Raw genomic sequence first — 21983 nt, forward strand, 5'->3', positions numbered from 1 at the left:
CGGAGCGTGGGAGCACAGCCGATGGAGGGAGGAACCGGGACCGCAGGGGATTCCTGTCGTGTCCCGCTCTTTCCATGGAAGAGGGGCACGCCCCCTGCGCGTCGTGCTCGCGCAGGCGGGAGGCATGGGGGACGTGGCCGCGACCCAGGCCCTCATCCCACTGATTGAGGCCTACCGCCCCCGGTGCGTCGCGATGTCCGGGGTCTGCGCGGGCCGCCGCGGAAAGACGAACCTGGGGGATGTCATCGCCGCGGAGCGGCTCTTCTTCTACGACGAGGGAAAGAAGCGCCACGACACGGTTGAACAGGACCTAAGGACGTACAGCCTCCGGCAGGACTGGAAGGTGGCGCTCGAACGGTTCGACTTCGCCTCCCGGTTCAAGGACGAGGCATGGTGGCTCGACCGGCCCGTGCCCTTCGAGTGGCAGGAGCACTGGGCACTGGCGCAGCTGGACGCAGGGAATACCGAACCCTGGGACCTTCCCGATGCTCGACGCGCGTGTCCCCAGTGGGATCAGGTCATCGAGGCCTTGTGGAAGGCCGGCGATGTCCAGGAGGGCACCGGTGTCCTTACAGAGAAGGGACGCGGACGCATCCGCGCGGTGCTGTTCAAGCACAGGAACCAGCTGCCGGACCTCTCACCCCAAGGACCGCTGATTCCCTTCAAGGTCCATGTCGCGCCCATCGCCAGCGGAGATCGGGTCATCGAGGACGAGTCCATCTGGGACGACATCGTGCCTCACGTCCGCACGACGCTGGGCCTGGAGATGGAGGCCGCGGCCCTGGGCGCGCTTGTTCGCGCTCATCGGAGCATGGGGTTCGACGTGCTGGTGCTCAAAGGCATCATGGACTTCGCGGATGCGGGCCGCGCGGATCAGTTCAAACCATTCGCCGCGCGCGCGTCCGCCGAGTGCCTCCTCGCCTTCCTTCGAGAGCACATCGAGGTGGAGGTCCAGCCTGGCATCGATGATTTGCTGGTGTCGGGGACAGAGGCGACGCTTCCAGCGTCTCCCTCTCCATCCACCCTGCTCAGTGCGCGCCATGAAGTCGTCCCCTTCCATGAGGAAGGACGCACGGCGGTGCTCGAGGAATTGGAGCGCTGGTGCGAAGACGACCGTGCCGTGGCGGTGCGGCTGATTCACGCTGACGGAGGGGTCGGGAAGACACGGCTCGCCATCGAATGGATCCGGCGCCTCAAGGGCGAGGGATGGACCGCGGGCTTCCTGCTCAAGGGAGTCCCCGACGATTGGTTCGAACGGCTGTGGGACGTCGGACAGCCGCTGCTGGTGGTCATCGACTACGCTGAGAGCCGCGCTGAGCTGCACGCGGTGCTCAAGCGCCTGTATCGCTATCACCAACAGCAAGGCACGGGTTCGCTGCGCCGGGTGCGGCTCCTACTGCTTGCACGTGGGGCAGAGGACTGGTGGAAGTCCCTGCGGGCTGCTGATGAGGGGCTGGGTGTCTGGCTCGACATAACGCCTCCCTATGAGCTTGCGCCACTGGCCGTGAGTGATGACGAGCGCGAAAAGGTCTTTCACGAAGCAACACGGTGGTTCGCCGAGAAACTCAGCCGACCAGCCCCACGGGCCGCACTTCCGCACTTCGCCGATGAGCGCTTCCAGCGTGTGCTCTACCTGCACATGGCCGCGCTCGCCTGTGTCGAGGGGCTACCATTCGAAGCAAACAACTTGCTCAACGTCATCCTGGAGCACGAAGAGCGCTTTTGGGAGAGCCGCGCCCACCAGGGAGAGATTGCACTCTCAGGCACGAAGTCGCTAGCGCGTCAGTTGGTGGCCGCTGCTACGCTGCGGGGAGGGCTGCCCGACCTCACAGCGGCCCGCCTCCTCGTCACGAAGCTGCTTGAACGGTCTCCCTCCCCAGAGGAGGAGGACCTGCTGCGCCTGCTGCAGCGCATCTACCAAGGCAGCGGTGGAGACCCTGAGTTGTATCTGCCACCGCTCGTGCCGGATCTCCTGGGAGAGGGCATGGTGCTTCGAGTCCTCTCGCCAAGGCTCAAAGGAGATCGTCCTCCGCAGGACTGGCTGGACAAGGTCTTGCCCCCAGATGCGCCAGAGTACGAGGTGAGGACGGGCCTGGAGGTGCTGGGGCGAGCCTCCGCCTCCCAACCAGAGGTGGTACGTCCTTGGCTTTCGCGTGTCCTCACTCCACTGGCTGTTCGAGCGCCACTGGCGTGGGACGCTGCGGCAGCCGTAGGGCTGCGGACCGGCCACTCTGTGCTGGGGGATGTCCTGGCTGATTGCCTTGAACAGGACGGGGACCTCGAGCTCGCGTTTACTTTATGGCAGCGCAGGGAGTCCTCTGGCAGCTCAATGCGCCGGGTGAATGAGTGGGCAGCCCGCACGCTTGAGCAGGCGGTCCCAGGCGGAGATGATGCCGAGGGACGGCTTCCCCGTGCGTTCCTGCGGCTTCAGCGGGGCGAGAGCCTGATTTCCATGGGCCGCTATGAGGAGGGAATCCAGGCGGCTAGCGAGTCTGTCGAAGTCTTCCGCCTGTTATCGCAGAATGCAGCTGCGAACCTGCTTGGGGAGCTGGCGTCGAGCCTGCATGTCCTGGGCAATGGGCTGCGGTCGGCAGGGCGCTATGAGGATGCGCTTGAGGCGGCAGATGAGTCCATTTCGATTCTTCGAAACCTGATTCAGCGTGAGGCCAAGCCTCTGCATGGTGTCCTGGCTAGCGGATTGATCAATAAGAGCGCCATCTTGATCGATTTGAAACGTCATGAGGAGGCATTGGCCGCCTCCGAGGAGGCGATCAATCTCCTCCAGCTTGAGGAACGAGATAGGTCCGAGGCCTATCTGGACCTGCTGATTACAGCTCACATCAATTTGAGTGTCGCAGCCGGCAAGCTGAACAGGACTGCCCAAGCACTCGAAGTCCTGGAGGAGTTCCTCCCGCGCATCCGTGCTCTGGCCCGGCAGCATCCTGATGCCTACCAAATGAGACTCGCCCTGTTCCTTTTGAACATGAGCATGGCATTGAATAATGCCGAAAGGTATGCCGATGCCGCTTCCATTGCCAGGGAGTCTGCCGGGTTGTACAGGCCTTTCGCGCAGCGTGACCCCCGAGTCTATGGGCCACAGTTCATCCAGAGTCTCAGCAACCTGACCGTCGGGCTCTTCGTGCTGCGCCAGCATGAGGAGGCGAAAGTGGTCCTCCAAGAAGCCATCAGCTTCAGTCGCCCCCTGGCTGAGCGCGATCCTGGAGGTTACTCCGAGCGACTCTCGTCACATCTCTTTATCCTCGGCGCCAGCCAGCAAATGCTTGGTGAGCACGAGGCCGCTGTGGAGTCCTTCCGGGAGGCTGTCGGAAGGTTGCGTGAGGTGTCGTCAGGGCACGAGAAGCTTTGGTCCTACCTCCTTGCTCAGAGCGAGTCGCTCAGGCAGTTGGATCGGAATCAGGAGGCCCTCGCCGTCATAGAAGAGGCCATTGCCGCCATCTGGCCGGCCTTCGAGAGCAATCCTGCCCATTTCATGAGAGAGACAGGCCGCCTGCTCCGGGGGGCGCAGGCCTTCTCCGAGCTTCACAATCTGGCGCTCTCGCGCGACTGCTCGGTCCGCTTTGCAATCTTTAATCGCCTTGCTCCACCTCACGGTGGAGAAGGGGGGACCTGAGGCGGTTCGAAGTCCCGCTGCCCGGGCAGACTCGACGCACCGTGAGGCGTGCGGCTATATCCGCCCCATGGTTCCACTGACGCTCGACGAGGCCGTCCCCTTCCTCCGACAGGCTTATCGGGAACAGCGCTTGATCCCCTTCCTGGGGGCCGGCTTCAGCGCTCCGCTGCGGCTTCCCCTGTGGAAGCAGCTCATGGGGTGGATGGGCGCGGACCTGGGCTTCGCTCCCGAACTCTTCGAGGTGCACGGCCACGCTCCACACCTGGCCGGTTACTTCGACCTGGAGTCCCCCAAGCGCCTGGAAGGCTTCATCCGCGAGAAGATGGCGCCGGAGTTCCATGCGCCCGCAGTCGAGGATCGGCGCAAGAAGTCCCTTCAGCATCAGGCCCTGGCTCGCTGCCGGTTCCGCACCATCTACACGACGAACTTCGAGCACCACATCGAAGAGGCCCTGCGCGACGGCGGGCAGAAGGTCCAGGTCCTCACCCGGCTGGAGGACTTCCGGCGCCCCGCGGAGCCGGACACGTGCCAGGTCATCAAGTTCCATGGGGACTTGTCACACCCGGACAGCATCGTGCTCACCGAGCGCCAGTTCTTCGACCGCTTCCGCCTAGAGGCCGCGCCGGATCAACGGCTGCGCTCGGACCTGCTCGGCAACGTCTTCCTGTTCCTGGGATATGGCTTCGGTGACGTCAACCTGCGCTACATCTGGTACCGGATGGACTTGATGCTGCGCGAAAGCCTGCCGCCTGGCGCGGTCCTTCCCGCCGAACATCACAGTTACTGGGCGGCCTTCGAGACGGGCCTCGTCCAGCCAAGGCTGCTCCAGCAGTGGCACATCGATGTCATCCAACTCGACTCGGGTGACAAGTCCGGGAGCGTCGTCGCGCTGCTCGACGCGCTTCAGGCATGAGGGACCGATGACGCTCTATTTCTGCTCGTCGAATGAACAGAAGCATGCGGACGTGGCCTACTTCTTTCGCGACAGCAAGAGCCCGCCACGTGCCTTGAAGCAGGAGTTGATCGAGGTCCTCTCTCCGGACCTCGCCACCGTCGTGCGCGAGAAGGCCCTGGCCGCGTACAAGACGGCACTGGTCCCCCTCTTCGTCGAGCACGGGGGGCTCTACATCGACCACCTGAAAGGGCTTCCCGGGCCGCTGGTGAAGCCGTTTTGGACCGCGCTTGAGGGAGACATCTGCACCTTGATTCCCGACAAGGCCTCACGGCGCGCGCATGTCGAGCAGAGGGTCTGCTATTGCGACGGCAAGCAGCTCCAGGTCTTCGCGGGACGGGTCGATGGGACGATTGCTCTGGAGCGCAGGGGCGATCAGGGGATCCACTGGGAGCCGGTGTTCATCCCCGACGGGCAGAGCCGCACGATTGGCGAGATGACTCTCGAGGAGAAGCTCACCTTCGGTGCCGGTGCCCAGGCTTATGCCCAGCTCCGGGCCAGACTCGGAATCTGAGGCGGAAGGTGAGGGGAGTGGGCCCTCCTGGATTCGAACCAGGGACCAATCGGTTATGAGCCGACAGCTCTAACCGCTGAGCTAAGGGCCCTCGCGCTGACTATACGGCCTTGCCGTCCTTCTTCACCACCACGCGGAACACCTGCCCCCGTTCGTCCACGGTGACGCCCTCCGCGCGCAGCCGCTTCGCCTGCTCGTGCGCCACCGGGGGCGCCAGCGTCCCGTCCGAACGGATGACCCGCCACCAGGGCACCTGCGTGGCCTGTCCCGGCAGGTGCTTCAACTCACGCCCCACGCCCCTCGCCGCGCCCGGCCTGCCCGCGTAGATGGCCACCTGCGCGTAGGAGCGCACTTCCCCCCGGGGAATGGAGCGCACCTGCTTCATCACGCTGTCGGAGAAGGGCAGGGGCTTCTTCGCGGCCATGGCGCACCTCACTCAGGGACAGAAACGACGAAGGCCCCCGTCCACTCAAGGAACGGAGGCCTTCGAATCCAATCAGCTCAACGGCCTTGCGTCAGCTCTCCACGAAGGAGCGCAGGCGCTTGGAGCGGCTGGGGTGGCGCAGCTTGCGCAGCGCCTTGGCTTCAATCTGGCGGATGCGCTCGCGCGTCACCTCGAAGTCCTGGCCCACCTCTTCCAGCGTGTGGTCGCTCTTCTCGCCAATGCCGAAGCGCATGCGCAGGACCTTCTCCTCGCGCGGCGTGAGCGTGGCCAGCACCTTCCGGGTCTGCTCGGCCAGGTTCATGTTGATGACCGCGTCCGCGGGCGACACGAGGCTCTTGTCCTCGATGAAGTCGCCCAGGTGGCTGTCCTCTTCCTCGCCGATGGGCGTCTCGAGGGAGATGGGCTCCTTGGCGATCTTCAGGACCTTGCGCACCTTGTCGAGCGGCAGCTCCATCTTCTCCGCGATCTCTTCCGGCGTCGGCTCGCGGCCAATCTCCTGCACGAGGTAGCGGCTCGTGCGGATGAGCTTGTTGATGGTCTCGATCATGTGCACCGGGATGCGGATGGTGCGGACCTGGTCCGCGATGGCGCGGGTGATGGCCTGACGGATCCACCAGGTGGCGTACGTCGAGAACTTGTAGCCGCGCTTGTACTCGAACTTGTCCACCGCCTTCATCAGGCCGATGTTGCCCTCCTGGATGAGGTCCAGGAACTGCAGGCCGCGGTTCGTGTACTTCTTCGCGATGGAGACCACGAGGCGCAGGTTCGCCTCCACCAGCTCGCTCTTGGCTCGCTCGGCGCGCTTCTCACCCAGGCGGATGGCGTCGTAGTTGCGGCGGAGCTGATCCACCGGGAGGTTCGCTTCCTCCTCCACGCGCTTGATCTTCCGCACCGCCGTGCGCACGTCGCGGTCCAGGACCTCCAGCTGCTCAGGGGTGAAGTTGAGCTGCTTCTGGAGCTTCTTGGCGATGTTCGGGTTCTCGCGCGACTCCTTCAGCTGAGGGCGCAGGTCCTTCATGTTGACCTGGTAGCGGCGCTCCAGGTCCCCGAGCTCCTCCTCCGCCTTCTCCACGCGCTCGATGAGGCCCTTGAGGTTCAGGACGATGCGGTCCACCTGCTTCTTGTTCAGCCGCATCTCCTCCAGGACCTCCATCATCTTGGTCCGAAGGTCCTTCACCTCCTGCTTCAGCTCCTTCTTGCGAACCTCCGTGAGCTTCTTCTTCCCGGAGAGCTCCTCCTCCAGGACCTCGCAGTCCTTGGCGAACTTGCGGAAGCGCTCGATCTGCTTGGAGATCTGCTCGATCTTGTTGAGCTCGCTCTGCGCGAGCTGCGCGGGGGCCTCGCCCTCGGCTGCTTCCTCGGCGGGCTCTTCCGCGTTCTCCGACTGGGCCTCTTCGGGCGCGTCCTTGATGACGTCGCGCACGCGCAGCTTGCCCGTCTTCAGGCGGTTGCTGATGTCCAGGATGTCCGCCACCGCGACGCGGCAGGCCAGCAGCGCGCGCAGGACTTCCTTCTCGCCCTCTTCGATGCGCTTGGCGATCTCCACCTCGCCCTCGCGGGTGAGGAGGCTGACGCTGCCCATCTTGCGCAGGTACAGACGGACAGGATCGTTGGACTTGCCGCCCGGCTCGTCGTCCTCGTCCTTCTCGTCCTCGTCCTGGTCTTCCTTCTCTTCTTCAACGGCGACGGTGGGCTTGATCTCGTTGGACTGCGCGGCCTTCTGCGCGTCCACGATCTCGATGTCGTTGTCGCCGAACATGCTCATCACGTCGTCGATCTGATCGGACGACACGATGTCGGCGGGGAGGGCGTCGTTCACCTCGTCATAGGTGAGGAAGCCCTTCTCGCGGCCCGCGGCCAGCAGGTCCTTGACTTCCTTGCGCTCGGCGACGGGATCCTCCTCCACGTCGTCTTCCACGGCGTCCGGGTCCACCTGGACGGCGGCGGCGGCTTCCTCCGCGGCCTCCTCGGGGTCCACGTCGTCGGCCATGGCGGCGACGCCCTTCTTCTTCTTGACCTTCTCGGGCGCCTCGGCGGGGGCGTCCTTCGCCAGCAGCTCCTTCTCCTCAGGCTCCGCTGCCTTCGTGACCTTCGCCGCAGGGCTGTCCGGGGCCTTCTTCTTGCGGATCACCGGGTCCACCTTCTTCTTGGTGGGCTTCACGGATGCCTTGGGGGGCTTCTGCGTCGGCATTCGGGTACTTCTCCTTAAGAAAATCAGGTGCTTTGGCCTGGGCGAGCCGGCCGATCTACCGCAAAGTCGAGCTTTCTTACAAACGCGAACTCAAACCGGTTGCATTGGTCCCTTTGTTCCCGTTGCCGAGGAAGCGGGGGATAGCTCATCCAGGACGCGCTTGCGGAGGGCCAGCAGCTCCTTGCGCTCGGACAGGAGCAACCGCGTCTCCTCTGTCAAATCAAAAGCCCCCTGCGTCTGTTCCGTCGCTCGCTTTATATAAACGAGCCGCTCGTCAATGCGCTTCTTCATGATGTCGCGGCACGCGAGGATGAACTCCGTTTCGAGCTCCATTCCCGCCGGAGAGAGCCGGCGGCCGGCCTCCAGGAGCGTCCGCTTGACGACCTCGGATGCCTCGAAGAGCGCCTCCTCCAGCCCCTGCCCGGACGTCGTCTGGGCCAGCACCATCCGCAGTCCCATGTGGGACAGCTCATCACACACGCGGAAGGTGTCCCGGGCGAGCAGCCGGGAATCCCGAAGGATTGCGGCCACATAGAGCGCTTCCGACTCCGGCGGAGGGCGCTCCGCCTGGGGCTTGGGCACCGGGCGCGGCACGGCCTGGGCAGGGACGGCGTTGGGGTACGCCGTGGGAGCGGCGGCGGGCTTGGGGGTGGGGGGCGGCTTGTACTGGAGCGACGACTCGATCTGCGCCGGCATCCAGCCGAAATGCCCCGCCAGCGCGCTGATGAGCGCCGAGCGCGTCAGGCCCGGAGGCACCTGGGAGGTGACGGGCTTGAGCCGCTCCAGGGCGGACATCTTCTCCTCGAAGCTCGCCTGCTTGCCTGCGGGGAGCAGGGTGGCGAAGAGGTAGGCGGTGAGGGGCTGGGCGCCCTCCAGGAGGCGCTCCACGCCTTCGGTGCCCTCGCGGCGGGCGAAGACGTCCGGGTCATCTCCCTGCGGCAGGAGGGCCACGCGGGTGGGCGCGCCCGCGGCGAGCAGGGGACCGGCCAAGCGTTCCACGGCCGCGAGCCCCGCGGAGTCTCCGTCCAGGAGCAGCACCAGGTCGCGGGCCTCCGCGCGCTTGAGCACCTGGAGGTGCCCGGCGGTGAGGTTGGTGGAGCACAGGGCCACCGCGTTGCGCACGCCCACCTGGTGCAGGCCGATGCAGTCGAAGTACCCCTCCACGAGCACGGCCGTCTTGCGCTTGTGGATGTCGTCGCGCGCCTGGTCCATGCCGAAGAGCGTCTCGCTCTTGTTGTAGAGCCGGGACTCGCGCGAGTTGAGGTACTTGGGGCCGTCCTCCGCCGCGACCAGCCGGCCGCCGAAGGCGATGGGACGCCCCTCCGGCGCGCGGATGGGCACCATCAGACGGCTGCGGAAGAAGTCGATGCAGCCATCCCCGCTGTTGCGCTTGGTGATGAGCCCCGCCTTCAGGCCCCACTCCAGCATGCCGTTCTTCTGGAAGCGGTCCGCCAGGAGGCTCCACTGCGCGGGCGCCCACCCCAGGCCGAAGCCCTGGGCGACCTCTTCCGACACGCCACGGCTGGCCAGGTAGGCGCGCGCGGCGCGGCCTTCGTCCTCGTGCCAGAGCAGGCCGCGGAAGTGCTCCGCGGCGAAGTCCGTGGCCTCCTTGACCTGCTGACGCTCCTTGAGGCCGGGGTCCTGCGCGGCCTCCAGGTCGATGCCCACCTCCTGGGCCAGGTCGCGGATGGCGTCCTGGAACGTCTTGCCCAGGTAGCGCTGGATGAAGGACACGGCGTCGCCGCTCGCCCGGCAGCCGTGGCAGAAATAGAAGCGCTTCTCCGGGACGACGTAGAACGAAGGCGTCTTCTCCTGGTGGAAGGGGCAGCGGCCCTTGAACTCGCGCCCGGCCTTCTTGAGCTCCACGTGACGGGACACCAGCGACACGATGTCCACGCGGTCGAGGACCTCCTGGATCTTGTGCTCCGGAATCACGACGCCCCTCCATCCATCCGCATGAGCGCGGCCTTCCGCCCGCCATCCTGACGGCCCCCTCTGACGAAAACGGACGGAAGCTGGGACACGGCGCGCACTCCTGATGGCTGCCCGCCCGCCTCCCAGGTTGGGGGACGGGCGAAAGAGGCCTTGAGGATCAGCGCTTAATGGGCAGCGGGCGAGGGATCAAAAAATCCGCTTCGAGCCCGGGGTGGGGAGGGCACCTGGGAGACGTTCCCGGCGCCCCTTCCCCGAAGAATCACGGGTGCTTCAGGACAGCTTGGCCAGCTGGGCCTTCACTTCCTCGGAGATGGCCTTGCCCTCGGCCTTGCCCTGGACCTTGGGGTTCACGTTCTTCATGACCGCGCCCATGTCCTTGGGGCCCTTGGCGCCGACCTCGGCGATGGCGGCCTGGACGGCGGCGGTGAGCTCCGCCGGGGTGAGCTGCTGGGGCAGGTAGCGCTGCAGGACGGAGATCTCCTGCTCTTCCTTCTCCGCCAGCTCCGGACGGCCTCCGGCCTTGAACTGTTCGACGGAGTCGCGGCGCTGCTTGATGAGGGTGGCGATGACCTGCTGGATGCCTGCGTCGTCCAGCTCGCTGGCTCCCGGCTCGACCTCCTTGTACTTCACGGCGCTCTTGAGCATGCGCACCACGCTCAGGGTCAGCTCGTCCTTGGCCTTCATCGCGTCCTTCAGGTCCGCGGTCAGGCGCTCTTTCAGGGTGGTCATGTCGGGATTCCTCACGGGCGGGGAAAAGGGTCGCCGCGCCAGCGGATGGGACGGCGGGAGCCAGGGCACCTGACTGCTGGAGCCCCGGCTCCTCACTGCGGGCCTGCTAGTACGACTTGCGGGCCTTCTTCACAGCGCGCTTCTTGGCGGCGAGGGCCTTCTTCTTCCGCTTCACGGAAGGCTTCTCGTAGTGCTCGCGCTTGCGGATCTCGGAAAGGATTCCGGCCTTCTCGGTGGCCTTCTTGAAGCGCTTGAGAGCGCTTTCGATGGACTCACCTTCCTTCACTCGAATACCGGGCATGCAGTCACCTCCTTCCGCCTAGCTGGATGCAATCTGGAAATCTTCAGAGGGTCGGGGGGTATGGCGCAGCGGGCCGGAAAAGGCAAGGAGACCCGCACGGAAAGGATGGGCCGGGTGCGCTAGAGTGTCCGCCGCGTGCCCCGCCTCCTCCTCCTGGTCCTCCTGCTGGCGGTCAGCCCCTCCCGGGCCGGCACGGTCGCTTCCGAGTGCTGGGCCTCCTGTCGCCGCCACGTCGCGGACCCCTCCCTGCGCGCCCGGACCTGTGGCGCCTGCGTCACCGGGGGCCGGGTGGACAGCTGGGTGGCGTCCCTGGGAACGGGTGGGGTGGAGGCGCAGCAGGCGCTGGCCTCGGCGCTCAAGGACTCCAGCTGGCGGGTGCGCTGGGCCGCGGTGCGCGCGGAGGCCCGGAGCCGGGGGCTGACGGAGCGGCGGGCCCTGGCGGACTGGATCATGGATACGCCGCCGGACGCGGACCTGGGGGCCTGTCTCACCGCCGTCCGGGCCGCCGCCGATTCCGGCCGGTCCACGGCGGACTTCCTGCGGGAGGCGGGCGCCCGGGGGCCCTCCGCCGCCGCCCGGGTGTGGGCGAAGCGGGACGCCGTCCGGCAGTCGCTGTCGCTGGAGATGTTCTCGCAGGAGCCGTCCGTGCGGCTGCCGGCGCTCCTGCACCTGGCCACCTTCCAGGGGCGGTCCGCGACGCGCGTGGTGCTGGACGCGGTGGCTTCGCGGCCCGTCGCCGGTGACGCGGTGATGGCGGAGCTGCTCTCCGCCGTCGCCGAGCGGCAGCGTGCGTCCGTGGGCCGGCTGCTCCTCACCGAGGCCAAGCCCCCGGACGAGGCGGTCATCAACCGGCTCTTCGCCGTGTACTCGCGCGAGCTGGATGCGCTGCGGCCGGAGCTCACCTCCGGTGACGTGCAGCGCCGGCGCACGGCGGTGGCCACCCTGCGCCGCTACGGCCCTCTGGCGAAGCGGGAGCTGGAGGGGGCGCTGGGAGACGACGATGGCCGGGTGCGGGAGCTGGCGGCGCGAGGCCTGGCGGAGTCCACCGGGAAGCCGCTGCGGGACGTGGCGCTCCAGGGGGTGAAGGACTCGGAGTCCGCGGAGGCCGCGCGGCCGTGGCTGGGCGCGATGGCGCATGAGAAGGGGTGTTTCGCCTTCCTGCGGGACGTGGCGGAGGGGCGCAACGCCCGGACTCCGGAGGTGCAGGGGGAGGCGGTGGCGTTCATGGGGGACTGCACGGAGGGGCCGCCTCCCACGCGGCGGCTGGCGCCCTTCCTTTCTTCGAACGTGACGCCGGTGCGTGCGGGGGCGGTGCGCGCGCTGGGGTCGCTGCCCCGGAATGGCGACGCGATGGCGCTGGCGGCGAAGGCGCTGGAGGACGGTGCGCCGGAGGTGGTGGTGGCCGCGCTGGACGTGCTGTCCGCCTACCGGCAGCCGTCGCGCGGGGACGAGGCCGCGGGCCTGCTGGCGTCGGAGCATCCGGTGGTGCGCGCGGCGGCGGCGCGGGCGCTGGAGTTCGTGGGCCGCACCGCGCACGTGCGCGTCCTGGCGGACCGTCTGCGCGGGGATCCGGTGGCGGACGTGCGCATCGCGGCTGCGAGAACGCTGAGCACGCTGGGCGGGCCACAGGCGGTGGCGGCGCTGAGCGAGGCGGCGACGCACGACGCGGACACGCACGTGAAGCACGTGTCGGCGGAAGGGCTGCGGCGGCTGGGCTTCGGACGCTGAGCGTTGGCATTGCGAGCGGCTCCGGGCCGCTCAGGCTGCTCGCTCGGACTGCTTGGGAAGCCGGGAGGCGGAAGGGCCGTGGATCACGGCCCTCCTCCGGATGCTCACGGGCCGCTGATGGCCTTGGCGTCCACGCGGTTCCGGTCCGCGTGCTTGGCCCGGTAGAGGTACTTGTCCGCGGCGGAGATGAGGTCCTCCGGCTGCGAGAAGTCCGAGTCCAGCAGCGTCGCCACGCCCAGGCTGATGGTCACCTTGATGGGCGTGCCGCTGAAGATGAAGTCCGCGCGGTCCACCGCCACACGGCAGCGCTCCGCGCACGCCAGGGCCGCGTCCTCCGCGGACTCGCGCAGCATCAGCGCGAACTCCTCGCCGCCGTAGCGCGCGAGCAGGTCCTCGGTGCGCACCGTGTCCGCCACCCGCTGCGCGATGCGCGTCAGCACGAAGTCTCCGGCCGGGTGGCCGTACACGTCGTTGATGCGCTTGAAGTGGTCCACGTCGAAGAGCACCAGCGACAGCGGCACGCGGTGGCGCAGGCAGTACGCGAACTCCTTGCGCACCGTCTCCATGAAGTACTTCTTGTTGTAGACGCGGGTGAGGCCGTCGCGCGTGGCGGACTCGTAGATGCTGCGCTGGTACTGCTCCTCCAGCGCGTCCTGGATGCTGAACTTCAGCACCGTGTTGGAGCCGATCTGGATCTTGTCGCCGTCGTACAGCGGCGCCGCGCTCACCTTCAGGCCGTTCAGGTACGTGCCGTTGGTGCTGCCCAGGTCCACGAGCTGGAAGCGGCCGTCTCCAATGGCGACCACCTTCGCGTGCTTGCGGGAGATGCCGTCGTCCTCGACCTGGAACTGGGCCTCCGAGCTGCGGCCCAGCACCACCTCTGAACGGTCCAGCTTGAACATCCGCCCGATGCCGGCGGCGGACTTGGCGCTGATCACGATCAGATAGGCGCTCTGCTGCTGGGCGCTGCCCAGCAGGTCCGAAATCGAATGGACGGAAGTTTTCTCCTCGGACATCGCGCCTCCCATCTTACGGGCCGCCTTTTCACGGCGGCAAGCACACCCACGCTCCTTTCACGCACCCGGTGTCAGCCGACCCGCCCCACCCGCGCCGGCCGGCGCCTCTTTTTCTCCGGTGGAGGAACTGTCGGCCGCCCGACGGACAGCTCGCCGGCCACGGGCGTCCGGAGGAAGCGGGAGAGGGCCTCGCCCCCCCGGGGGTGCTCCGCCAGCCCCTGCATCAGCTTCACCAGCGCCGCGGACGGGGTCATGTCCGCGCCCCCCACCGCCCCTTCCGCCAGTGCCTTGGCCCCGGACTCATAGAGCGTGAGGTCCACCCCGTTGCGGTAGGCCTGGCTCACCACCAGCACCGGGATGCCCCGCTCCCGCGCCTGGACGAAGAGCGGCAGCAGCGAGCGGCCCAGCTCCGGCGCGATGGGCACGTTGCCCGCCCCGTACGCCTCCACCACCAGCCCCTTCACGTGCGGCAGGAGCTGAAGGGGCAGGGCCGGGTCCAGCCCGGGGTACACCTTCAGGAGGAAGACGCGCGGATCCAGCTTGTCGTGGAGCCGGAAGGGGCCCCGGGAGGGGAGGCCCTTCTCGAAGGTGGCGTCCACGCCCAGCGTGCCCAGCACCGGGAAGTTGGGGCTCTCGAAGGCGTCGTACTCCGCCACCTTCACCTTGCGCGTGCGGTTGCCCCGGTAGAGGTGGGAGTCGAAGCAGATGGTCACCTCGCGCGGACCCTGGAGCGCGGAGAGCACCGCGTCGATGAGGTTCAGCCGCGCGTCCGAGCGGATCTCCCCCAGCGGGCGCTGCGAGCCCGTCAGCACCACCGGGCAGGGCGGGTTTCGCAACATGAACGACAGTGCACTGGCCGTGAAGGCGAGCGTGTCCGTTCCGTGGGTCACCACCGCCCCGTCGAAGTCCGCCAGTCGACGGTGGAGGTGGGCGGCCATCCGGCTCCAGAGCTCCGGCTGCATCTCCGAACTGTCCAGGTTGGAGAACAGCTCCAGTTCGATGTCGGCCAGCTGGAACAGCTCCGGGGCTCGTTTGCGGAGCGTCTGGAAGAAGGCCGCGGGACGCAGGGCGGAAGGCCGGCCACCGGCCATTCCGAGCGTGCCTCCCGTGTGCAACATCAGGACTCTGGGCATGGGCGAAGGGCCGTCTGCCAAAGGCCGCCTTGCTTTACAAGCCCGGCGCGCGTGGCTAAACCCCGGAGCCGTGCTCCTCCCTCGATGGAAGCGTGTTGCTCCCGTGCTGGCCGCGGCGACCCTGATGGGCGTTGGCTGCGCCAAGAGCGCGGAAGTTCCGGCCACCCCCAAGGCCCCGGCGGCCGCCGCTCCGGCCCCGGCCCCCGCCGCCGCTCCGGCCGCGAACCCCGCCTCGGAGGCGCCGTCGGCGGATCCGGCCCAGGTGCTGACGGGCATCCCCGGCATGGACTTCTCCGCGCTGCCGCCCGCGGCCAGGCGCGAGCTGGCCACGGTGTTCAGCGACGAATTCTGTTACTGCGGCTGCCCCCACTCGCTGGGCGCGTGCCTCAAGCAGCACACGCCCTGCAAGCACGCGAAGCGGATGGCGCGGCTGTCCGCCCGGATGGTGGCGGAGGGCGGGCCCGCGAGCGAGGTCATCGTCACGCTGTCCAAGTACTACGCGTCCTTCCGCGAGCCGCGCGTGCAGCTCAAGGTGGATCCGCGCATGTGCCAGGGCGACGCCAACGCGCCCGTGACGGTGGCGGAGTTCTCCGACTTCGAGTGCCCCTTCTGCGGCAAGGCCCGTCCCATCCTGGAGGGCTTCGCGAAGAAGCACCCCAGCGAGGTGCGCTTCTGCTACCTGCCGTTCCCGCTCTCCATGCACCCCAACGCCGTCCCCGCCGCGCAGGCGGTGCTGTGGGCGCGCGACCAGGGCAAGTTCTGGCAGATGCACGACGCGCTCTTCGGCCAGCAGAGCAACCTCAAGCCGGAGGCGCTGCCCGCGCTGGCGAAGTCGGTGGGGCTGGACGGAGACAAGCTGGCCGCCGTGCTGAAGACGGATCAGTACAAGGACGAGATCGAGGGCTTCCAGGCGCAGGGGCGCAGGGCGGCCATCAACAGCACCCCGTCCGTGTTCTTCAATGGACGCGCCTACGAGCTGGGCTTCCAGGAAGGGCAGCTGGAGCACAGCATGGAGGACGAGGTGGAGTGGCGCGCGAACAACAACGCGTGGGCCGCTGACTGACCCTTCGATGAGCCAACGCTTCCGCATCGATGGCGCCGCGCAGCTGGTCCCCGAGGACCGCACCGGCATCCCCGCGCTCGCGGGACGCTCGGGGACGTACGCGCTGATGCCCACCGCGCCCGACCTGCTGGTGTTCTCCCGCACGCCGCCGGAAGGGGGCTCCATCCCCACGCCGCGCGTGGTGCTGTCCGGGGACGCGGGCGGCTTCCCCCTGTCGGACCTCATCGCGTTCCTCAGCCAGTCGCGCTGGAGCGGCGTCATCCGCGTGCACACGCCGGGCGGCGAGCGGTCGCTCACGCTGCGCGAGGGCGAGGTGCGCGGCGCCACCTCCGAGGAGCCCGCGGACCGGCTGGGCGAGGTGCTGGTGCGCCTGGGCTACGCGGACCGCGCGCAGGTGGAGGCGGTGCTGCGCGAGCAGTCGCCATCCAAGCTGGGCCGGGCGCTGGTGGAGAAGGGCGTGCTCCAGGCGCACGACCTCTTCAAGTGCGTCACGCACCAGGTGAGTGAGATCTTCCACGCCATCGTGCTGTGCCGCGAGGGGGCGTTCTTCCTCATCGACCAGCCGCTGGATGAGAAGACGGGCCACTCGCTCCAGCTGTCCACGCAGAGCCTGCTGATGGACAGCATCCGGAAGATCGACGAGATGGCGCACTTCCGGAAGCGCATCCCGCACGGCCGCATGTACGTGGCGCGCAAGCGTCCTTCCGACGGCAAGCTGGAGGAGGACGAGGACCGCGTGCTCGCGATGCTGGACGGGCGGCGCACGGTGCTGGAGCTGGGGCACGCGGCGCGGCTGTCCGAGTTCGACGTCACCAAGGTCGTCTTCCGCCTGCTGGAGGGCGGCTTCGCGGGGCTGACGGACAAGCCGGCGGGGGCTCCCGCCTCGGCCGTGGCGCCGGAGAAGGCGGCCGCTCCGCGCGTGCGTCCTCCGGTGCGGGCGCCCGCTCCGGTGGATGCGCGGCCGGTGGCGCGCGTCTTCAACTTCATCTTCCGGGAGATCCGCGACGAGGTGGCCCGCTCCGGCATGGACCGCGAGTTCATCGCGGCGGCCAACGCGGCGCTGGTGAACCAGGCGCTGTCGTCGTCGCCGGTGCTGGAGGGGCTGGCGTTCGCGGCGGATGGGAGCCTGCCGGAGGGCCGGTTGATGGAGGCCTTCGACAAGCACCGCGCCCACCTGGGCAGCGAGCCGCTGGCCTCGTTCCGTCAGGCGCTGAGCGACGTGATGTTCTTCCTGCTGTTCCAGGCGGGGGAGCTCTTGGAGTCGCGCGCGGACGAGGACCTGGCCCGCCGGGTGAAGGAACTCCTGGCCACGCTCGAGGCGCCGTGACGGACACCGGCTTTCCGAGGCTGACCGCGGGCGTGCCCGGGTGTGGCGGCGCGTTCAAGCTCACCCCCGAGGACTTCGAGGTGGAGGAGCTGCCCGCGTACCTGCCGTCCGGCGAGGGCACGCACCTGTACCTCTGGGTGGAGAAGCGCGGCCGGGACACGCGCGAGGTGGTGCGCGCGCTGGCGATCGCGCTGGGCGTGCGCGAGGACGACATCGGCGCCGCCGGCATGAAGGACCGGCAGGCGGTGACGCGGCAATGGCTGTCCGTGCCCGCGAATGCGGAAGCGCGCGTGCCGGAGTTCGCGCTGGACGGTGTGCGCGTGCTGGAGGCGAAGCGGCACGGCAACAAGCTGCGCACCGGGCACCTGAAGGGAAACCGCTTCACGCTGCGGCTGCGCGGCGTGCAGGACCTGGGCGCGGCGCGGGAGTCCTTCTCCCGGCTGTCCGCGCAGGGAGTGCCCAACTACTTCGGGGAGCAGCGCTTCGGGCGGACCGGGGACAACGCGGACCTGGGCCGGATGCTCATCCTGGGGCAGCGGCTGCCGAAGCGGCCGGACCGCTTCCAGCGCAAGCTGTACCTGTCCGCCTTCCAGTCGCGCCTCTTCAACCAGGCGCTGGCCGCGCGGCTCACCGCGGGCACCTTCGCCACGGCGCTCCTGGGCGACGTGCTGCGCAAGGAGGAGACGGGCGGCCTCTTCGTGTGCGAGGCGCCGGACGTGGACAACCCACGCGTCGCCGCGTTCGAGGTGAGCCCGGCGGGCCCGATGTTCGGCCCGAAGATGACCGCCTCGAAGGGCGAGGTGGCCGAGTTCGAGGCGCGGCTGCTCACCGATGCGGGCGTCTCGCTGAGCGACTTCCAGCGCGGTGGCGACGAGACGGAGGGCACGCGCCGTCCGTACCGCGTGCGGCTGGGCGCGGCGGAGCTCACGGCGGAGGGCGAGGACGCGCTGCTCACGTTCGAGCTGCCTCGCGGCGCCTACGCCACCGAAGTGCTGCACGAGCTGCTCAAGGACGGCTGAGCCGTCCCCCTGAAACGACCGCGCCTCCCTGGGCTCGAGGCCCGGGAGGCGCGTTGGGAACCGCGGGTCCCGCTCCGTGTCGCACGGAGCGGGGTGGGCGTTACGTCACTGACGGATGACGTTGAACTCCGTGCGGCGGTTGAGCGCGCGGCCCGCCTTCGTGTTGTTGGGCGCCACGGGCTTCGTCTCACCGAAGCCCACGGCCTCCATGCGGCCCGGGTCGATGCCGCGCTTGAGCAGCTGCGCCATCACCGCGTCGGCGCGCTTCTGGGACAGCTTCAGGTTCGCCGTGTCGTTGCCCAGCGAGTCGGTGTGGCCCTCGATGCGCATCTTGCGGATCCACGGCGCGTCCTTCAGCGCCTGCGCCACCTCATCCAGGATGGTGGTGCTCTGCTTGCCGATGATCTTCGCGGAGCCGGTGCCGAAGAGGATCTGCTTCTTGATCTCAATCCGGTCCTTCTTGACGATGACCATCTTGTACTGCTTGGCGCACCCGCGCTCCTCCTTCACGCCCGGGTCGTCAGGGCACGCGTCCAGGCGGTCCACCACGCCGTCGCCGTCGCGGTCCGGATCCGGGCAGCCGCCGTTCTCCTGCGGACCGGTCTCATTCGGGCACTTGTCCTGCGCGTCCGGCACGCCGTCGCTGTCGTTGTCCAGGTCCGGGCAGCCGTCCTCGTCCTGGTAGCCGTCCTTGTCCTCCGGCTCGTCCGGGCACTTGTCCTTGTCGTCGTTGATGCCGTCCCCGTCCTTGTCCACGATGGGGCAGCCCAGGTTCTGCAGCGGACCCGGCTCGTTGGGGCACTTGTCCGTGCCGTCCACGATGCCGTCCAGGTCGTTGTCCATGTCCGGGCAGCCGTCCTCGTCCTCGAAGCCGTCCTTGTCCTCGGGCTGGTCCGGGCACCGGTCCACGTTGTCCAGCACGCCGTCGCCGTCGCGGTCCTTGGGGGCCTCCGGCGGGCAGCCGTTGTTCTCCGCCACGCCGGGGATGAGCGGGCACTTGTCGGCCGCGTCCAGCACGCCGTCGCCGTCGTTGTCCGGATCCGGGCAGCCGTCCTGGTCCTGGAAGCCGTCCACGTCCTCGGCCTGCTCGGGGCAGGGGTCGTCCTTGTCCAGGACGCCGTCGCCGTCGTTGTCCGTCTCCTCGATGCTCACCACCACCTGCTGCTGGGGCTGGGTGGGCTGCTGAGGCTGCTCCGGCTGCTGCTGCGCCTCCGGACGGTCGCGCACCAGCACCTGGCGCGGGCCGCAGTTCTTGGACAGCTCCAGGGCGCGCTTCACCGCGGTGTCGGCGTCGCGCACGTGCTGGGCGGCACGCGAGCTGTTGCCCTGGCTGAGCTCGCCGCGGGCGAAGTCGAGGTTGGCCTCCGCGGCGGCCAGCTCCGCGGGCGCGCAGCGCAGGGCACCGCCCCGGCGGGCGCGCTCCACGTCGGCGGTGAGCACCTCCGTGTCAGCGCGGATCTTGTTGCCGCTGACGCAGGAGAGGGAGGCGAGAAGGAGGGTGAAAAGCGCGGACTGGGTCAGACGCTTCATCGGAGAACGCTCGGGCGTCACGGGTTCTGGGGGCGGCCCTGGGAGTCGCCGCTGTTGGCCGCGGACATGGCCTTCTCACGCGCCTCGTTGGCGAAGCGCGAGGCCTTCACGGCGAAGTCCACACCGGCCTGGTAATCCGAATAGCCGACCTCCTCCCGCGCCTTCTGCAGGTAGAGGTTGGCGGCCGTCCACTCGTAGGGGGCTTCCTTCTCCGCCCCCGCGGTGCGCGCGGCCTGGATCTGCACCTCGGCGTCGAGGATGTTGGACGTGGACTTCACGGGGCCACATGCGGTCAGCACGCCCGCGAACGCCAACAGGAGCGACTGCTTCGTCATCACGTGGGCCTCGGTCGACAGAGCGGAGGGAGACTGGTCGCCGGTCGTATCAATCGCCTCCGGGGGGGTCAAGAATCGGGCGGTTGGCGTGAAGCAGGGGGCCGGGCGGAGGGGTGGACTTTGACGGCGGGTGCCGTGCTTGCCATCGTTCCGCCCCTGTGCGTCCACCGTCCGTCCGTGCCCTGCTCGTCGTGCTGCTCCTGCCCCTGACCGGCCTCGCGGGCCCGGGGGCCGCGTCCAAGAAGGCCCAGAGCCGCGCGGAGGCGGACACCGTGCTCGCCCAGGTGGCCAACGGCGCCGCCGTCCCCCCCGCCACCTCGCGCCTGCGCTTCCTGCGCATGGAAGCCTACGCGGCCGAGGAGATTGGCCCGATGCTGCGCACCACCTACGAGGAGCGCACCCGCCGCAACCTGGTGGCGCTGCTGGCGTCGCTGGGCGCGCGCACGGGGGAGGCCACGCTGGTGAAGCTGGCGTCGGACGGCGACAGCACCGTGCGCATGTACGCGGCGCAGGGCCTGGCCCGGCTGGGCAGCCGCAACACCGCCGCCGTGCTGCCGCTGCTCCAGGACAAGAGCAGCGGTGTGCGCCGCGAGGCCGCGCGGGCCCTGGGGGCGTCCAAGAACCCGAAGATGGGCAAGCCGCTGATGGCCGCCGCGAAGGACGAGCAGGAGCTGGAGGTCCGCGCGGCGCTGCTGGAGGCCGCGGGCGCCACCGGTGACGCGAAGCAGAAGGCCGCGCTCAAGACGTACCTGGACAGCGACTCGGAGAGCACGCGCTTCGCCGCGGCCCGGGGGCTGTGCCGGCTGGGCGCGCCGGAGGGCTTCGCCTTCGCGCAGAAGCTCTTGGGCAACACGGACAAGTTCGTGCGCCGCCAGGGGCTGGTGCTCTTCGAGGGCGTGCCGGCCAAGAAGGCCAGCCCCGTGCTGTCGCCGCTGTTGAAGGACGCGGACCGCACCCTGGCCGCCACCGCCGCGCGCGTGCTGTACCAGGGTGGAGATGCCGCGTCGCTGGACTGGCTGGTGCTCGCGTCGTGGAACGCGAAGGGTGAAGAGAAGCTCGTCTATGAGAAGGAGCTGGAGACGCTCCAGCTCGCGGACGACCGCCGCAAGGCCATCCTGCGCAAGGCCGGGGTGGCGCCGTGAGCCTGTGGGGTGTCTGCGCGCTCGCGCTGCTGTCCCAGGCTCCCGCGAAGACCTCCGCCCCGCCGCCCGTGCCCCCGGCGCGCGCGGTGCCCGCGTCGCTCACCGCGCCCGCGCAGCCGGCCGCCGCACCGGTGACGCCGCCCGTGCGGGAGAACGGCTGGAGCGCGCTCACCCCCGAGCAGCGCGCGGCCCTCATCGCCGACAAGGCCGAGTCCCCGCTGGCGGAGCGCCTGCTGGGCATGAGCGAGAAGTTCCTCAACACGCCCTACGTCCTGTCGCCGCTGGGCGAGGGGCAGGGCGTGGACCCCGACCCCACCTTCCGCCTGGACGCGGTGGACTGCCTCACCTTCGTGGAGGAGTCGCTGGCCCTGGGCCTGGCGAAGGGCGAGCAGGAGGTGCCGGCGCTGTTGGAGCGGATCCGCTACGCGAGCACGCCCACCTACGAGGACCGCAACCATCTGATGGAAGCGCAGTGGCTGCCCAACAACATCAAGAAGGGCCTCCTGGTGGACGTGACGCGCAGGTACGCGAAGGCGGACACCGTCTCCGTCACCAAGACGCTCACCGCGCACACCTGGCAGTCCAAGTCGTCCATGGCGCTGCAGTTGCCCCGCGAGCGTCAGCCCGTGGGCACCTTCACCCTGGACATGATCCCGTTGGACAAGGTGCTGGAGCACGCGCGCGGCGTGGCATCCGGCACCATCCTGGTCGTCATGCGCGAGGACCTGCCGCTGAAGGCCACGCGCATCACCCACCTGGGCTTCGTGGTGCAGAAGAAGAAGCGCACGTACCTGCGCCACGCGTCCAGGGGCGGCTACAACCGCGTGGTGGACGAGGACCTGGAGACGTTCCTCGCCCGCAACGCGCGCTACGACAAGTGGAAGGTGACGGGCGTGAGCCTCTTCGAGGCCCGGCGTCCGCCCGCCACGCTCGCGTCCCAGCCCGCGCCCGCTCAAGGCAGCGCGGACGTGGGCACGCCCTGACGGCGGCGG

18 protein-coding genes and 1 tRNA gene are annotated in these 21983 nt (G+C 68.7%); 9 read left to right on the top strand and 10 right to left on the bottom strand.

Annotated elements, in window-relative coordinates; all coding sequences use genetic code 11:
• Positions 1-124: 124 nt before the first annotated feature.
• The 3 genes from ACX114_RS11420 to ACX114_RS11430 all read left to right on the top strand — a co-directional run bounded on the left by ACX114_RS11420 (position 125) and on the right by ACX114_RS11430 (position 5097).
• On the top strand, positions 125-3631 hold the full coding sequence (locus tag ACX114_RS11420; RefSeq protein ID WP_459300128.1) for a tetratricopeptide repeat protein: 3507 nt from the start codon (positions 125-127) through the stop codon (positions 3629-3631).
• A gap of 130 nt (positions 3632-3761) precedes the next feature.
• Entirely contained in the window at positions 3762-4544 is a 783-nt protein-coding gene (locus tag ACX114_RS11425) for an SIR2 family NAD-dependent protein deacylase (protein WP_459297519.1), read from the top strand.
• 7 nt (positions 4545-4551) lie between these two features.
• On the top strand, positions 4552-5097 hold the full coding sequence (locus ACX114_RS11430) for a non-canonical purine NTP pyrophosphatase (RefSeq protein ID WP_459297521.1): 546 nt from the start codon (positions 4552-4554) through the stop codon (positions 5095-5097).
• An 18-nt stretch (positions 5098-5115) separates the two neighbouring features.
• Here ACX114_RS11430 and ACX114_RS11435 read toward each other — a convergent pair.
• The 6 genes from ACX114_RS11435 to rpsU all read right to left on the bottom strand — a co-directional run bounded on the left by ACX114_RS11435 (position 5116) and on the right by rpsU (position 10698).
• Positions 5116-5188, bottom strand: a tRNA-Ile gene (locus tag ACX114_RS11435).
• Between the two features lie 9 nt (positions 5189-5197).
• Positions 5198-5521, bottom strand: a complete 324-nt coding sequence (locus tag ACX114_RS11440; RefSeq protein WP_459297523.1) for an MGMT family protein — start codon at positions 5519-5521, stop codon at positions 5198-5200.
• 91 nt (positions 5522-5612) lie between these two features.
• The gene (rpoD, locus tag ACX114_RS11445; protein WP_459297525.1) at positions 5613-7733 is read right to left on the bottom strand and encodes an RNA polymerase sigma factor RpoD; all 2121 of its coding nucleotides are present in this window, start codon (positions 7731-7733) and stop codon (positions 5613-5615) included.
• 90 nt (positions 7734-7823) lie between these two features.
• Positions 7824-9668, bottom strand: a complete 1845-nt coding sequence (gene dnaG / locus ACX114_RS11450; protein WP_459297527.1) for a DNA primase — start codon at positions 9666-9668, stop codon at positions 7824-7826.
• 270 nt (positions 9669-9938) lie between these two features.
• On the bottom strand, positions 9939-10397 hold the full coding sequence (locus ACX114_RS11455; protein WP_014395135.1) for a GatB/YqeY domain-containing protein: 459 nt from the start codon (positions 10395-10397) through the stop codon (positions 9939-9941).
• Positions 10398-10503: 106 nt separating this feature from the next.
• Positions 10504-10698, bottom strand: coding sequence for a 30S ribosomal protein S21 (gene rpsU, locus ACX114_RS11460; protein WP_014395136.1), 195 nt, complete (start codon positions 10696-10698; stop codon positions 10504-10506).
• Between the two features lie 135 nt (positions 10699-10833).
• Between rpsU and ACX114_RS11465 the strand changes: the two genes are divergently transcribed.
• Complete coding sequence (locus tag ACX114_RS11465; RefSeq protein ID WP_459297530.1) at positions 10834-12426, top strand: HEAT repeat domain-containing protein; 1593 nt, start codon at positions 10834-10836, stop codon at positions 12424-12426.
• Between the two features lie 104 nt (positions 12427-12530).
• Here the strand turns inward: ACX114_RS11465 and ACX114_RS11470 are convergent, their stop codons facing one another.
• Both ACX114_RS11470 and ACX114_RS11475 read right to left on the bottom strand, forming a co-directional pair.
• A complete protein-coding gene (locus ACX114_RS11470; RefSeq protein WP_459297532.1) occupies positions 12531-13442 on the bottom strand; it encodes a diguanylate cyclase in 912 nt (303 codons plus the stop codon).
• 71 nt (positions 13443-13513) lie between these two features.
• Entirely contained in the window at positions 13514-14575 is a 1062-nt protein-coding gene (locus ACX114_RS11475) for an asparaginase (RefSeq protein ID WP_459297534.1), read from the bottom strand.
• Positions 14576-14678: 103 nt separating this feature from the next.
• Between ACX114_RS11475 and ACX114_RS11480 the strand changes: the two genes are divergently transcribed.
• Genes ACX114_RS11480 through truD form a run of 3 tightly spaced genes read left to right on the top strand, consistent with a single transcriptional unit; the run spans position 14679 to position 17984 of the window.
• The gene (locus ACX114_RS11480; RefSeq protein WP_459297536.1) at positions 14679-15638 is read left to right on the top strand and encodes a DsbA family protein; all 960 of its coding nucleotides are present in this window, start codon (positions 14679-14681) and stop codon (positions 15636-15638) included.
• A gap of 7 nt (positions 15639-15645) precedes the next feature.
• The gene (locus ACX114_RS11485; protein ID WP_459297538.1) at positions 15646-16965 is read left to right on the top strand and encodes a DUF4388 domain-containing protein; all 1320 of its coding nucleotides are present in this window, start codon (positions 15646-15648) and stop codon (positions 16963-16965) included.
• Positions 16962-17984, top strand: coding sequence for a tRNA pseudouridine(13) synthase TruD (gene truD / locus ACX114_RS11490; protein ID WP_459297540.1), 1023 nt, complete (start codon positions 16962-16964; stop codon positions 17982-17984). Before ACX114_RS11485 ends, truD begins: the two co-directional genes overlap by 4 nt.
• Positions 17985-18089: 105 nt before the next feature.
• Here the strand turns inward: truD and ACX114_RS11495 are convergent, their stop codons facing one another.
• Entirely contained in the window at positions 18090-19514 is a 1425-nt protein-coding gene (locus ACX114_RS11495) for an OmpA family protein (protein ID WP_459297542.1), read from the bottom strand.
• A gap of 17 nt (positions 19515-19531) precedes the next feature.
• Positions 19532-19849, bottom strand: coding sequence for a DUF4398 domain-containing protein (locus tag ACX114_RS11500; protein ID WP_043321207.1), 318 nt, complete (start codon positions 19847-19849; stop codon positions 19532-19534).
• A 158-nt stretch (positions 19850-20007) separates the two neighbouring features.
• On the opposite strand from ACX114_RS11500, the gene ACX114_RS11505 reads away from it, so the two are divergent.
• Together ACX114_RS11505 and ACX114_RS11510 are read left to right on the top strand one after the other, a co-directional pair.
• A complete protein-coding gene (locus ACX114_RS11505) occupies positions 20008-20991 on the top strand; it encodes a HEAT repeat domain-containing protein (RefSeq protein ID WP_459297545.1) in 984 nt (327 codons plus the stop codon).
• Complete coding sequence (locus tag ACX114_RS11510) at positions 20988-21974, top strand: N-acetylmuramoyl-L-alanine amidase-like domain-containing protein (protein ID WP_459297547.1); 987 nt, start codon at positions 20988-20990, stop codon at positions 21972-21974. The genes ACX114_RS11505 and ACX114_RS11510 overlap by 4 nt, the downstream gene beginning before the upstream one ends.
• Positions 21975-21983: the final 9 nt, after the last annotated feature.

The organism is Corallococcus sp. M7, assembly GCF_054512695.1.

Bases quoted from the DNA above. Each gene is read 5' to 3' on its own strand.
- ACX114_RS11485 (WP_459297538.1), top strand. From the start codon at position 15,646: ATGAGCCAACGCTTCCGCATCGATGGCGCCGCGCAGCTGGTCCCCGAG.
- ACX114_RS11475 (WP_459297534.1), bottom strand. From the start codon at position 14,575: ATGCCCAGAGTCCTGATGTTGCACACGGGAGGCACGCTCGGAATGGCC.
- ACX114_RS11430 (WP_459297521.1), top strand. From the start codon at position 4,552: ATGACGCTCTATTTCTGCTCGTCGAATGAACAGAAGCATGCGGACGTG.
- ACX114_RS11500 (WP_043321207.1), bottom strand. From the start codon at position 19,849: ATGACGAAGCAGTCGCTCCTGTTGGCGTTCGCGGGCGTGCTGACCGCA.
- ACX114_RS11420 (WP_459300128.1), top strand. From the start codon at position 125: ATGGGGGACGTGGCCGCGACCCAGGCCCTCATCCCACTGATTGAGGCC.
- ACX114_RS11440 (WP_459297523.1), bottom strand. From the start codon at position 5,521: ATGGCCGCGAAGAAGCCCCTGCCCTTCTCCGACAGCGTGATGAAGCAG.
- rpoD (WP_459297525.1), bottom strand. From the start codon at position 7,733: ATGCCGACGCAGAAGCCCCCCAAGGCATCCGTGAAGCCCACCAAGAAG.
- rpsU (WP_014395136.1), bottom strand. From the start codon at position 10,698: ATGCCCGGTATTCGAGTGAAGGAAGGTGAGTCCATCGAAAGCGCTCTC.
- ACX114_RS11495 (WP_459297542.1), bottom strand. From the start codon at position 19,514: ATGAAGCGTCTGACCCAGTCCGCGCTTTTCACCCTCCTTCTCGCCTCC.
- ACX114_RS11470 (WP_459297532.1), bottom strand. From the start codon at position 13,442: ATGTCCGAGGAGAAAACTTCCGTCCATTCGATTTCGGACCTGCTGGGC.
- ACX114_RS11455 (WP_014395135.1), bottom strand. From the start codon at position 10,397: ATGACCACCCTGAAAGAGCGCCTGACCGCGGACCTGAAGGACGCGATG.